The organism is Microcoleus sp. MON2_D5 (genome assembly GCF_036701905.1).
Lineage (GTDB): Bacteria > Cyanobacteriota > Cyanobacteriia > Cyanobacteriales > Microcoleaceae > Microcoleus.
In genome coordinates, this window is the sequence record NZ_JAUBRM010000012.1 from 75,458 (window position 1) to 88,570 (window position 13,113).

Sequence of the window (13,113 nt, forward strand, 5' to 3'; positions counted from 1 at the left end):
TAATTTGTGATGTAGGCAACAATCAGCAAATTCACCGCTGTTCCTGAGACGCCCCGAACTGTGAGGAGGAAAACAACTCCCGCAGACGAAGGCAGGTTTTCTATGAAGTTTTAGTTTACCCAAAATAAAGGTAGTAGGCGATCGATGAAAAAGCAACCATCTCGACCACCAAAGCACGATATAGCAATCCTTGCAGGAGTCGTAAATTTTTTACCCCACCCCAGCCCTCCCCGCGAGTTCGGGGAGGGAGTCAGAAATTCACAAATGATTTAGGATCGCTATATTAACCATGTCTCTTCGCTTTTTCCTCTGCAACCGTGCTTTCGCTAAACCAGCAGCAGCTTCAAAAGAATCATATAAACCTTGACTAGCTACTTTGTTCTGAACATCCAATGGGGTTAAACCCGATCCATTCAATAATTAGGCTACCACGAAATTTAGTAGCAACAGTCGATCGGAGTGAGATAACTTTTTGAGGAGGAGTAAAATTTCGGTAAGAGGCATAAGTTAAAGGTTTAATAAACTTAGCTTACATTTATTTTAGATTCTTTAGTTCTCACCTTTACAATACTCCCAGGCGATCGGGTTAATCGGGCGGTGGACCGGACGGAGCGGAGATATTCGGATTTTGCTGCATGAGATCGATCGTTGTAGTTCAGCCTTTTGCCAGATGACAACCCTTAACTCCTGAAAGCAAAATCGATAATATTTCTAGTCAGAGTGTATGCCACAATACTTCGGAAAACTCCAAAAAACCGAACAGCCTTGGTCAACCATCGGTTCGGTAGAATCCATAAATAAAACCGATCGCGCCTTTCACTTTAATTGCGGTGAAACTTCCCTAAACCTCAGCATCCTCGCGCCGAATTTAATCAGAGTGCGAATGTCCCCGACAGGTGAATTCAAAAGCCGATCGCAATCAATAACTGTCCCTGACGAAGAGTGGGAAATTACACCATTTGAAGTGCGAGAAACAGACGAAAAAATAGAAATTGAAACATCACAAATAACGATTTCAGTCAATCGCGATCGCGCTTCCATCGAATGCTTTGACAAATCGGGAAAACCCTTTGCTAGCGACTGCGATCCCAGTATGGGATGGCGCACCGGCGCAACCGCAGGCTGGAAACGCATCGAAGCAGACGAACACTTCTACGGTTTTGGCGAACGCACCGGCTTTCTCGACAAACTCTCCCAAGTCAAGACAAACTGGACAATAGACGCGCTGGACTACAATTCCCTCAGCGATGAAATGTACCAAGCGATCCCATTTTACATCGCCCTGAGTCCCGATCGCGCTTACGGCATCTTTTTCAACACTACATTTTGGAGTCGATTCGACATCGGCGCCGAACAACCGGGAGTTTTGCGGATGGAAACCAGAGGCCCGGAACTCGATTACTACATCATTTACGGCCCGGAACCCGCGCAAATTCTCGCTACCTACACGCAGTTAACAGGCCGGATGCCGCTTCCGCCAAAATGGGCGCTGGGATACCACCAATGCCGCTGGAGCTACGACTCCGAAGACGTTGTGCGGGAGTTGGCGAAGCAATTTCGCGATCGCGCCATTCCCTGCGATGTCATCCACCTCGACATCGACTATATGAACGGCTACCGCATTTTTACCTGGAGCCCGAAGCGTTTCCCCGATCCCGCGAAACTGCTCGCAGACTTGAAAGCAGCCGGTTTTAAGGTTGTCACGATTGTCGATCCCGGTGTCAAGTACGAACCGGAAGGAGATTATGAAGTATTCGATCAGGGTGTGGAAAATGACTATTTCGTCCGCACCGCAGAGGGAAGGCTATTCCACGGTTACGTTTGGCCCGAAAAAGCGGTGTTTCCAGACTTCCTGCGGCCAGAGGTGCGCCAGTGGTGGGGCGAATTGCACAAAAACCTTACAGATATGGGGGTTGCGGGGATTTGGAACGATATGAACGAACCTTCGATCGCAGAACGGCCTTTTGGCGACGGCCACCAACACGTCTGGTTTCCGCTGGATGCACCGCAAGGCCCGGAATCCGAGGGCGCCACCCACGCGGAAACGCACAATTTGTATGGGTTGATGATGGCGAAAGCTTGTTCGGAAGGGTTGCAAAAAGTGCGATCGGGCGAGCGATCTTTTGTGCTGACGCGATCGGGTTTTGCGGGCGTTCAGCGTTACTCGTCGGTATGGATGGGCGACAATCTATCGCAGTGGGAATACTTAGAAATGTCGCTACCGATGCTTTGCAATATGGGGCTTTCCGGCGTGGCGTTTGTCGGTTGCGACATCGGGGGTTTTGCGGAGAATGCAACCGCTGAATTGTTCGCGCGGTGGATGCAGGTGGGAATGCTGTATCCCTTGATGCGCGGTCATTCGGCGATAAATACGGCCCAACACGAACCGTGGGTTTTTGGCGATCGCACTGAGAAGATTTGTCGCGAATACATGAATTTGCGCTATCAGTTGTTGCCTTACATTTACACCTTGTTTTGGGAAGCTGCGACAACGGGAACACCGATTTTGCGACCGTTACTATATCAATTTCCGCGCGATCGGGCAACTTACCACCTTTACGATCAAGTATTACTCGGCCCGTCGCTGATGGCTGCACCTGTTTACCGGCCGGGAGTTGAACACCGCGCTGTGTATTTGCCGGAGGGGACTTGGTACGATTGGTGGACGGGCGAATGCTATCAGGGCCCGACGCACATTTTAGCTTATGCACCTTTGGAGAGAATGCCGCTTTACGTGCGGGGCGGGGGCATAATTGCGATGGAACCTGTGAGGCAATTTGTCAGCGAAGAACCGCTTGAGTCATTAAAAATGCGAATTTGGCCCGGAAGCGGTGAATGGACGCTTTATGAGGATGACGGACACAGTTTTGAGCATGAACAAGGTGTTTGGGCAACGACTAATTACAAAGTGTATTTGGAAGGGGAAAAAATCATCGTTGAAATTGCCACGCGCGAGGGTCAATTTTCGATTTCTGAACGCGAAGTTATTGTGGAAGTTGTTGGCGTTGGCGAACAGCGATTTACAGATGATGGTACGGCGCGGCGTTTGACATTTGGATAATTTTGGCATAAAGCGGTTTATGCTATGGTGGCATTCAGGGCGATCGCTCGATCTGGCATAGTTTGAGATGGAAAGGGCGATCGTATCCTGAAAATCTGGTCAGCCTGTGATTCCGGTGTGGTGCGATCGAATTCATCAGCAAGTACAGCAAAACTAAAAAAATGGAAATTAACACCTTGGATGATTTAGATAAACTTGAGCTCAAGATTCGTCAGAAAATGAGCAAATTCAGGCTAGGTGATGTTTTGTACTCTCTCTATGAAAGAAAACATAGCTTGCTTCCCTTTATAGCTGCGGAAGTTGCCCTATTTGCTGTTAGATTTTCCGAGCCTAGCATAGTAAGCCAAAATATCAAACCACTAAAAAACTTTCAGCCAATTCTAGAACTTGTTACTACTTACTTAGGAGCAGATCCTATAACCTTTGACCAAGAGTTATATAATAAATTAAGTCGCTCTAAGCCGGATATTTGGATGTTGAGATTATTCTCTAAACAATCTCCATTTAATGTTAGTCAATTCAGTCAATTTTCAAGACCTATCTTACTTTACCATGAGATTCCCAATAGTTTAGTAAATAAGCCAGGTATTCCAAATTTCGATATACACAAAGAATTTTTAATTCTTAATGGAGTCTCTATACATGAATTTATCAATATTGGATTTGCAGCATCTGCCTTTGCAAAAAACAATTTTGCGTTCCCCTTAAACTTGTTTGCAAAAGTGCGATCACAAGGTATTAGTCTTCTTGATGATAAAGCTATCTCTCAGGTCGTTCACCAGTTAGCAGGCGATCAAGTTAAAATTACAACCTTGTATGACAAGCGTAAAAACACCGATCGTAGATTTAGAATGTATTATTTTAATCCTCTGCAGACATATCCCCTAATATTTCCTTGCAAAAGTAAGGGCTTTGGGAATTTTGGACAAGACTTTATGTGCGCTCCAGTGCCTGGTTTAATTGATGAAAGAATGTCTCTCGGTATATATTATCAACTATATAATAAATTTGGTCAAAAATTTTCTAATTATTTTGGATATGTTTTAGAAGAGTATTTAAAACTCATCTTAAATAACTCTATTACTTCAGAAAAAATTATTGATATACGCGACTTAGACCTTGGTAATCATATAAAATCTCCTGATTATGCAATTATTGATGGTAGCGTAGCGAGATTTTTGGAGTGTAAAGCAATAAAATATACATTACTTGCTAAAACTATCTCATCTGAAGAGGCGATCAATGATAGTTTGAAACAAGTCATAAAAGGTTTAATACAAATTGATACCTTTATCAAAGCCTGCCAAGCCCGAGCAACTAATCTAGATGAATTTCATGAATGCAGCAGATTTATGCCAGTGTTAGTTACTCTTGAAGAGATGTATTTAATTAATAGTGATGATTTTCGCGCTCACATAAAGGAGTTATTGAAAAATGAAGGAATCGTCAATCTAGATTGGCAAATACTCTCAATTGGTGAGCTAGAAATTTTGCAGCCTCATCTAGCAGCGGGCCTTCATTTATCTCAAGTGCTTCAAGATTTAGAACACAAAACATTTGATAGTGTGTTAGAGGAGTTGATTTCACAAACTCGCAAAACTTTTAAAGATTGTTTCCTCTATCCTAAGCAAAAAGAACTATATCAGCGCCTTGGTATTCCTGACAGAAGTGAATAGAAAAATTACTACTGACAACGTAGGATTTCCTTTGTTACAATATAACGGGAGGGGATGACTAGACCCGACACCTACCTACAAATAATGCAACCCATCCAAATTACCACATTCCAAGCTCTGTGGCGCAGCCTGGGCCTGATAATCAAAGCCGCACCAATAGAACTCCGCAATTTAATATTACTCAACATTATTCGCGGTGCTGCCCCATCTGCCGTCCTATTTTTAGATAAATTAATCATTGATGAAGTATCTCGGTTGCTATCGCAAACCCAAACAGCACAGCCCTTTGCTTTGATGCTTTCCCGGCCAATATTGCTGTGGAGTATTGCGGGAGTATTAAGTCTCAAGTTAATCGGCGACTCCCTCGAAACAATGAGCTCTTTTGCAGCGACATCTTTGCGCGATCGCGTTCAAGGCTTTGTCGAAGGAAAAGTCCTCGAAAAAGTCGCCAATTTCGACGATATTGCCCTGTTTGAAAACCCCGAACTATTAAATATTGTAGAACTCGCAAAAACCGGAGTATCCAAAATACAGCAACTAGCATTTACCCTCAGCATGACCATCACGGGAATTTTTATATTTATTCCATCTATTAGCCTTGCTGCTACCATAGCTTGGTGGGTGCCAGTGCTGATGCTGATTTCATCATCTCCCTCAATTTACATCCAAAGAAAATATAGCAGAATAATCTGGAGAGTTCAAAGAAAGCAAGCTAAAATCAGCCGCGAGATGAACTTATCCGCTAGAGTATTGACGGGGGAAGAATACGCTAAAGAATTGCGTTTGTTTGGCTTGCAGGAACTTTGGCTCAAACGCTGGCAGGGTCAGTTTTTGCAGTTTTTTAGCGAGATGCAACGCATCCGAAAAAAAGGAGCAATTGTTGTACTTTTCTGGTCAGTGTTTAGTAGAGTAGGAGTAGCTTTGCCATTTGTTTATGTGGTAATGGGAGCTTTGGGAGGGCGCTATACTTTGGGGGATTTGGCGCTTTATTCGGGTTTGATTGTCCAGGTGGAGCAAAGTTTGCAATTATTGATTGGCAATTATACTAATTTGTACGATATTTCCCTCGGCGTTAGTCCGATTTTTCAACTTTTGGAACTCAAACCAGAATTGCAGTCTCCGCTTGTGGATGTGGCATCTCGCCTGCCTAGTTTACCAGAAGGCGGCCAAGATTCCCGCCCCACAAAAGATAAAATTGGCATCGAGATTAAGCATCTATCTTTCTGCTATCCGGGTAGCAATAAAAGCACGGTTGAAGATATCAACTTAACCATTAATCCGGGCGAAATGCTAGTGCTTGTCGGTGAAAATGGCGCGGGTAAAACCACCCTTGGTAAACTCCTCGGTCGCCTGTACGACCCGACAACTGGTACGATCGACTGGAACGGCAAAGATTTGCGATCGTACTCTCTAGCATACGTGCGATCGCGCATCGCCGTAGTCATGCAAGATTACGCCCGTTTCCCCTCCACAGTCCGCGAAAACGTCGGTTTCGGCGACTTGCTTTCACTGTCGGATGACACCGCAATTAACGAAGCTATTTCCGAAGCAGGAATTGCAGCTAAAGTCAACAGTTTAGAGCAAGGTTTAGAAACACCGTTGGGGAAACAATTAGAAGACGGCATCGACTTATCCGGGGGACAGTGGCAAAGAATTGCGATCGCCCGCGCCTTAATGCGGCTTTCTACAGCCGAAGTGCTAATTTTTGACGAACCAACCGCCGCCCTAGACCCCAAGACAGAACACGAAATTTACAGCATCTTTCGCCAAATAGCCGCCGGGAAAACAACAATAGTCATCAGTCACAGATTGGGATTAGCAAAAATAGCCGATCGCATCGCCGTCATGGAAAACGGTAAAATAGCAGAAATAGGAACTCACGACGAATTGATAGCATCAAACGGAATTTACTGCTCAATGTTCACACGTCAAGCTAGTAGCTATATTTAGAGTGAAATCAACAGAATTACCGGAGGGGCGGGTTCATCAACCATCTTGAATTCCCACAAACAATCTATATAAACCAGCCCTAACGCTCGCATTTGTGTCGCTGCGTGGCGAGAAACTGAGTTTCGGCGACAATTTTCAGTTGAGTACGAAAAATATCAGAAGAAACCCGGTTCCTGGGATTAGCTGCGTGGCGAGAAACCGGGTTTCTGCGACAATTTTCGGCCTCGCACGAGAAATATCGGAAGAAACCCGGTTTCTGAGCGTGCGATCTTTTTGAGAAAATTGTCAGAAAGTGCGAGCTATAATAAAACCAACCTAGTTGGCGATAATATCAACGATGGAAACTATAACTCTCAACCTACCTGCCGCCGTCGCTTTAACCGACGAACAATTTTATCAATTGTCCATCGCTAATGAAGAGTGGCGATTAGAACAAACCCCCGAAGGAGAACTAATTATTATGCCTCCAACAGGCGGCGAAAGCGGCATCAGAAATTCCGATTTGACTACAGACCTAAATTTGTGGAATCGTCAGACTCGATTGGGAAAAGTCTTTGACTCTTCCACTGTCTTTCAATTACCCAACGGTGCGAAGCGTTCCCCTGATGCTGCTTGGGTACTCCTAGAACGTTGGGAAGCATTATCCGCAGAAGATAAGCGCAAATTTCCTCCCCTGTGCCCGGACTTTGTAATAGAATTGCGCTCGCAAAGTGATTCCCTAGAAACATTGCGGGCTAAAATGCGGTATTATCAAACTAACGGCTGTCGCTTAGGTTGGCTAATTGACCCCCAAACGCCTTTAGTAGAAATTTATCGGTTGTCTGAAGAGGTAGCAGAAGTTATTAATTTCTCTTTTGACCAACCGCCTACACTTTCGGGTGAAGATGTCCTTCCCGGATTTCTTCTAGATATTACACCTATTCTCAACCCTTGAATCTCGATCCATTTTCTTTAGTTGGCTGGCGAGAAACCGGGTTTCTGCGACAAATTTTGGTTGAGTACGAGAGATATAGGAAGAAACCCGGTTTTTGGGATTCACTGCGTGGCGAGAAACCGGGTTTCGGCGACAAATTTTGGTTGAGTACGAGAGATATAGGAAGAAACCGGGTTTCTGAGATTCTTGTGCCTCCGAAAAGTCGATCGCAAATTATCTCCCCGTCAACGTATCCGCATAAGGATCGGGCAAAGCTTGCTGCACCTCCAAAAGCGACAAAGCATCCCCAGTCAACGGTTGGCTAATCAAATTTTTTTTTACCCCATCCCCCCGGCGATCGCGCTCTTGCAGCTTCAGCAATTCCTCTTGATAAACAGCAACAATTCGCCCTAAACTCAGCACCAAATCATCCCAATTATCATCTCCCACCAACTTCTCAGAAATTCCCTCAAATAACTCTCCCGCTTGCCTTTTTTGAACATAAGCTTTCAAAAGCTTTCCCGACTTTTGCAAAACGGCCTGATAAATATCCCCATCAGACCACCACAGCCCCTGTTGACTCAGCAGCCAAGTCAAAATATACTCGCGAGCGTGTTGCTCCTTCACCCAGGCCGCGAGATACTGCAAATCTTCCATAGTTACAACAGTCTCCTCAATTTTCCTCAAAATGTCCGCTTGTTTGTATCTACCGTTACCGCGATCGACATAATACCTGCCTTATCATCACCTGCCCGCGTCATTAATATCCCTTAAATCTTAAAAAAACCCTACTGATTTACCAAACAGCAATTCTGAGAATATAAAAATAAACCTAAACCTCCTAGGTCTATTGTCCAATACTTTTAGTCCACCGGAAAGCGCTACACCCCGCCTCGCTTTCCTCTCTCGCAAACCTATCCTCAAGCGGGAACAACCAGCGGGTTATTAGCATGACAAAGCAAAATTTTGGTTTAATCGGTCTAGCAGTGATGGGCGAAAACCTAGCGCTCAACGTCGAAAGCAGAGGCTTCTCCGTGGCTGTGTACAACCGCACAGCAGCTAAAACCGACGACTTCATGGCACAACGCGCCCCCGGCAAGAACATTGTAGCCGCCAAGACTCTGACAGAATTCGTCGATGTCCTAGAAACCCCGCGCCGAATCTTAGTCATGGTGCAAGCTGGGAAACCCGTAGATGCGGTCATCGACCAGCTCAAACCCATGCTGTCACCGGGCGACATGATTATTGACGGCGGCAACTCGCTCTACGACGACACCGAACGCCGCACCAAAGATTTAGAATCGATGGGACTGGGATTTGTCGGCATGGGCATCAGCGGCGGCGAAGAAGGCGCGCTCAACGGTGCTAGCTTGATGCCCGGTGGCACGCACGCTGCTTACGGTCTACTAGAGCCAATTCTCACCAAAATTGCGGCTCAAGTAGATGACGGCCCCTGCGTCACATTCATCGGCCCCGGTGGCGCCGGTCACTACGTGAAGATGGTTCACAACGGCATTGAGTACGGGGATATGCAGCTTATTGCTGAAGCCTACGATTTGCTCAAAAACGTTGGTGGATTGAACGGCAAGCAGTTGCAGGAAGTTTTTGCCGAATGGAATACCACAGACGAACTAAACTCGTTTTTGATTGAAATTACGGCTAACATTTTCAAGTACAACGACCCGGAAACTAAGCAACCCTTAGTTGAGGTAATTATGGACGCAGCGGGTCAGAAAGGCACGGGCCGCTGGACTGTAATGAGTGCTTTGGAATTGGGCGTGAGCATTCCCACAATTATCGCTGCTGTGAATGCCAGAATCATGTCTTCTTATAAAGCAGAGCGCGTCAAAGCTTCCCAAGAACTGACGGGGCCTAGCGGCAAGTACGAAGGCGATACTAAAGAGTTTGTGAATAAAGTCCGGGATGCCCTTTACTGCTCGAAGATTTGCTCCTACGCGCAAGGCATGGCGTTGTTGAGCGCGGCCTCGAAGTCGTACAACTATGACTTGAGTTTGAGCGAAATTTCCAGAATTTGGAAGGGTGGCTGTATCATTCGGGCTGGCTTTTTGGACAAGATTAAAACAGCTTTCAAGGACGACCCCACGCTGCCGAATTTGCTGTTAGCGCCGGAGTTCAAACAGAGCATTCTCGATCGCCAATCGGCTTGGCGGGACGTGTTAGCTACTGCTTGCCAACTGGGGATTGCAGTGCCAGCATTTAGCGCCTCGCTGGACTATTTCGACAGCTACCGGCGCGAAAGATTGCCGCAAAACCTCACGCAAGCGCAGCGTGATTATTTCGGGGCTCACACCTACGAGCGCACCGACAAACCGCGCGGCGAATTCTTCCACTCTGAGTGGACGCAGACTGCTAAAGAATCGCTGCAAACTGGTAGTGGTGATTAATTAATTTTTGTAGGGTGCGTTTCGGCGCACCTTATTAATTTTTGTAGGGTGCGTTTCGGGGCACCTTACAGATAGAACATGATATTACTACCAACCGATCTTATTCCTGAACCCACACAGATACTGAACCGCCTTGACAGCGAAACTCGCCCCAACCCCACTCGTTAGTAGAAACAGGTTCCTTAATATGCCCTGTTAAATCCACAAACTTAGCATGAGGTTTACCAACTTCCATCCACTTGAAACCCTCCGGGCCGTCACTCATAATTACTGCCATTGCTTGTGGATGTTTCCGATTGCCCAATCTCGTCCAGCCAATGGTATTCCAATGATCGAAATAGTCATATTGAGGGCCGTAGGCGAAGTGTTTGCGAGCATGGAGAAACTTGTCAATTAGCGATCGATGAGAGGGCATAACAATCTTGTACCGATTGCCATCACGCCCCCAATCTTCATATTCTGCACCGTAATAATCCGGGTAGAAAACGCAGGGATAACCTTCTTTTCGCAATAGAATAATCGCATAAGCAAGAGGTTTGAACCAGGGTTCTACCACAGATTCAAGTGCTTGCAGCGGTTGGGAATCGTGGTTTTCGACAAACGTTACTGCATGAGTCGGTTGCTGCTGCATCATTGTACCGTCTAAGATGCGCCGCATATCGTAGTTACCGCCCTGTTGGCTGGCGTAATGAAAGTTGTAATGCAGCGGCACATCAAAAACTGACATTTTGCCCTTAACTGAACCGACATACCAGTGCAGGATATCGATATTTGGTGCCCAATACTCACCGACAACAAACAAATCTTTGCCGACATATCGCTCCAATTCATCCAACCATTCCGGGAAAAACCAAGACGATATGTGCTTGATTGCATCTAAACGGAAACCGTCGGCACCTGTTGTGTCGAGATACCACTTACCCCAGCGTGTAATTTCATCTCGTACCCCTTGCTCCTGAAAATCCAGATCGCACCCCATTAAATATGCAAAATTGCCATTTTCTAGGGCAACATAGTCATCAAAACTTCTACCTTCTACCAAATAGACTGTGCTGCGATCGTCTTTATTGTATTCGTTGTAGTCTACTGCGTCAAGATGCCACCAGTGCCATTCAAATTGGGAATATTTACCTTGGCGTCCGGGAAAGTTAAAATGAGTGTAGCTTTTGATTTCTTGCAATCCACCTTTGGGATTTAGCCGATTGTTTTGAGGATAAGGAGTTGCCTTAAATATCTCTGCTGCATCTGCACCCATTTTGTGGTTGATAACTACATCGGCATAGACTTGAATCTGAGATTTGTGCAGGGCTGCGATCGCATCCAAATATTGCTGCTTAGTACCATATTTGGTGCGAATTGAACCTTTTTGGTCGAATTCTCCCAAATCAAATAAGTCGTAAACCCCATATCCTACGTCGCTTTGCCCGCCACTTCCTTTGTAAGCTGGCGGCAGCCACAGTGCCGTAAAACCCGCATCAGCCAATTCTTTCGCTTGATTTTTCACCTCATCCCACAGGGTTCCTCGATCGGGAATGTACCAGTGGAAATATTGCATCATCGTGCCGTTGATATCTGCCATTTTGCACCCTTGCCTTGAGATGATACTGACAATTTAAACCGATCTTAGGCTACAGCCTTGCCCATTGTCACTGTATCCGCAGTAATTTTTGCTAAACCTACGGTTTGGGTGTGATTAAAGTTTTGTTACAGTTCTAAACTATAAAATCCCTTGACGTTGGTTTTCGAGATAGCTTTTAATACAGCGTATCCCAGGTTTATCAAGTGCAGCTTTAGACACGGCGCTGCCGTGTCTCTACGGAGATTGGACGATAAGCGGTTTACTTCCTAAACCTGCAATCTGCTATATATTCGTCGTTAAAGATCGTTCGGGCGATCTTTAACTGTGTCAATAATACTTGAACTTGAGTGCAGACAAAAAGCCCAAGTCCAAGGTCGGGGCCCTAAAAGCAGAGGATTTTACGTTTAATTTATCAGTAATTAAGATCACAATGTGCTTGTGATATTGGTAGATAACTACACTGAGGAAATCTGGTATAATAAATAATCCTTTTAAATAAATGTAATTTTATGTGGCCTTTTATAGTAGGAGGCGCTGCCGTTGCCGTTGCTATTGCGAAATCGGTAGTTGATAGATGGAAAGAAGAAGAACGTTGGGAAGAAGAGCAAAAACGTTTAGAAGAAGAGGAAAAAAAACGTTTATTAGATAGTGGAATTTTGGAAGTAGATGAAATGACAGGAAAAGAGTTTGAAAGATTTCTTGATGTCCATTTTAGAAACTTTGGTTATGGTGTTACTTTAACTCAAGATAGTCAAGATTATGGGGCGGATTTAATTTTATACAAAGATGGATTAAAAACAGTGGTTCAAGCGAAAAGAAGCAAAAATCCAGTTGGGATTAAAGCAGTTCAAGAAGTAGCAGGAGCAGTCAGACATTACAAAGGAAATAAAGGAAGAGTCATCACCAACAACAGATTTACCGAAAATGCTTACAACCTTGCTGAATCTAACGACATAGAGTTATGGGATAGAAAAAGACTCATCGAATTCATCCTGACAGCTAAGAAGTGTAAATAATTGATCTACTAAATTAAGTTATATATAAAAGATGCACTGCTTTCCCGGTATCTTTAATCTCACTGATGAATCATGCTACAAATTTCTAACACTGTGTTCATAGACGATCGCGAAATCGAGATTAGTGCGATTCGCTCTCAAGGCGCGGGGGGACAAAATGTAAATAAGGTGGCGAGTGCGATTCACTTGCGCTTTGATATCCCAGCTTCCTCATTGCCCGATCGCTACAAGGAGCGTTTGTTGCAAATCAACGACCAGCGCATCACCTCCGAAGGTGTGATTGTGATCAAGGCCCAGGAACACCGCAGCCAGGAACAAAACCGGGAGGAGGCTTTGAGACGGCTGCAAGAACTGATTAAAAGTGCGATCGTCATACCGAAAAGGCGCAAACCCAGCAAAGCAACTCGTAGTTCCCAGCGCAAGCGTCTCGACAGCAAAACCAAGCGAGGGCAGATTAAAGCTTTGAGAGGGAAAGTCACGGATTGAGCGATGAAAGATCCTTGTCACCCTCTA

Annotated in this window: 9 protein-coding genes; 7 read left to right on the forward strand and 2 right to left on the reverse strand. The window is 45.3% G+C overall.

The genetic code is table 11. The annotated features are described in order from the left end of the window. Positions 1-724 precede the first annotated feature (724 nt). The 4 genes from QUA47_RS06785 to QUA47_RS06800 all read left to right on the forward strand — a co-directional run bounded on the left by QUA47_RS06785 (position 725) and on the right by QUA47_RS06800 (position 7,621). On the forward strand, positions 725-3,061 hold the full coding sequence (locus QUA47_RS06785; protein ID WP_333430171.1) for a glycoside hydrolase family 31 protein: 2,337 nt from the start codon (positions 725-727) through the stop codon (positions 3,059-3,061). 161 nt (positions 3,062-3,222) lie between these two features. Continuing rightward, positions 3,223-4,737 carry a hypothetical protein gene (locus QUA47_RS06790; protein ID WP_333430172.1) on the forward strand — a complete coding sequence of 505 codons (1,515 nt, stop codon included), beginning with the start codon at positions 3,223-3,225 and terminating at the stop codon, positions 4,735-4,737. A gap of 54 nt (positions 4,738-4,791) precedes the next feature. Beyond that, a complete protein-coding gene (locus tag QUA47_RS06795; protein WP_333430173.1) occupies positions 4,792-6,687 on the forward strand; it encodes an ABC transporter ATP-binding protein in 1,896 nt (631 codons plus the stop codon). A 337-nt stretch (positions 6,688-7,024) separates the two neighbouring features. Then, complete coding sequence (locus tag QUA47_RS06800; protein ID WP_333430174.1) at positions 7,025-7,621, forward strand: Uma2 family endonuclease; 597 nt, start codon at positions 7,025-7,027, stop codon at positions 7,619-7,621. A gap of 213 nt (positions 7,622-7,834) precedes the next feature. Here the strand turns inward: QUA47_RS06800 and QUA47_RS06805 are convergent, their stop codons facing one another. Further along, positions 7,835-8,257, reverse strand: coding sequence for a hypothetical protein (locus QUA47_RS06805; RefSeq protein ID WP_333430175.1), 423 nt, complete (start codon positions 8,255-8,257; stop codon positions 7,835-7,837). A gap of 293 nt (positions 8,258-8,550) precedes the next feature. Between QUA47_RS06805 and gnd the strand changes: the two genes are divergently transcribed. Further along, positions 8,551-10,005 (forward strand): decarboxylating NADP(+)-dependent phosphogluconate dehydrogenase, encoded by a 1,455-nt coding sequence (gene gnd, locus QUA47_RS06810; RefSeq protein ID WP_333218481.1) that lies wholly within the window; start codon positions 8,551-8,553, stop codon positions 10,003-10,005. A 100-nt stretch (positions 10,006-10,105) separates the two neighbouring features. On the opposite strand, the gene QUA47_RS06815 is transcribed toward gnd, so the two are convergent. Next, on the reverse strand, positions 10,106-11,584 hold the full coding sequence (locus tag QUA47_RS06815) for an alpha-amylase (protein WP_333430176.1): 1,479 nt from the start codon (positions 11,582-11,584) through the stop codon (positions 10,106-10,108). A 509-nt stretch (positions 11,585-12,093) separates the two neighbouring features. Here QUA47_RS06815 and QUA47_RS06820 point away from each other — a divergent pair. Next, the gene (locus QUA47_RS06820; RefSeq protein WP_333430177.1) at positions 12,094-12,600 is read left to right on the forward strand and encodes a restriction endonuclease; all 507 of its coding nucleotides are present in this window, start codon (positions 12,094-12,096) and stop codon (positions 12,598-12,600) included. 72 nt (positions 12,601-12,672) lie between these two features. Next, the gene (gene arfB, locus QUA47_RS06825) at positions 12,673-13,086 is read left to right on the forward strand and encodes an alternative ribosome rescue aminoacyl-tRNA hydrolase ArfB (RefSeq protein ID WP_333038823.1); all 414 of its coding nucleotides are present in this window, start codon (positions 12,673-12,675) and stop codon (positions 13,084-13,086) included. The last annotated feature ends 27 nt before the right edge of the window (positions 13,087-13,113 follow it).

Coding starts and splice junctions, on each gene's coding strand:
- QUA47_RS06815 (WP_333430176.1), bottom strand. CDS start 11,584: ATGGCAGATATCAACGGCACGATGATGCAATATTTCCACTGGTACATT.
- QUA47_RS06790 (WP_333430172.1), top strand. CDS start 3,223: ATGGAAATTAACACCTTGGATGATTTAGATAAACTTGAGCTCAAGATT.
- QUA47_RS06820 (WP_333430177.1), top strand. CDS start 12,094: ATGTGGCCTTTTATAGTAGGAGGCGCTGCCGTTGCCGTTGCTATTGCG.
- QUA47_RS06795 (WP_333430173.1), top strand. CDS start 4,792: ATGACTAGACCCGACACCTACCTACAAATAATGCAACCCATCCAAATT.
- QUA47_RS06800 (WP_333430174.1), top strand. CDS start 7,025: ATGGAAACTATAACTCTCAACCTACCTGCCGCCGTCGCTTTAACCGAC.
- arfB (WP_333038823.1), top strand. CDS start 12,673: ATGCTACAAATTTCTAACACTGTGTTCATAGACGATCGCGAAATCGAG.
- QUA47_RS06785 (WP_333430171.1), top strand. CDS start 725: ATGCCACAATACTTCGGAAAACTCCAAAAAACCGAACAGCCTTGGTCA.
- QUA47_RS06805 (WP_333430175.1), bottom strand. CDS start 8,257: ATGGAAGATTTGCAGTATCTCGCGGCCTGGGTGAAGGAGCAACACGCT.
- gnd (WP_333218481.1), top strand. CDS start 8,551: ATGACAAAGCAAAATTTTGGTTTAATCGGTCTAGCAGTGATGGGCGAA.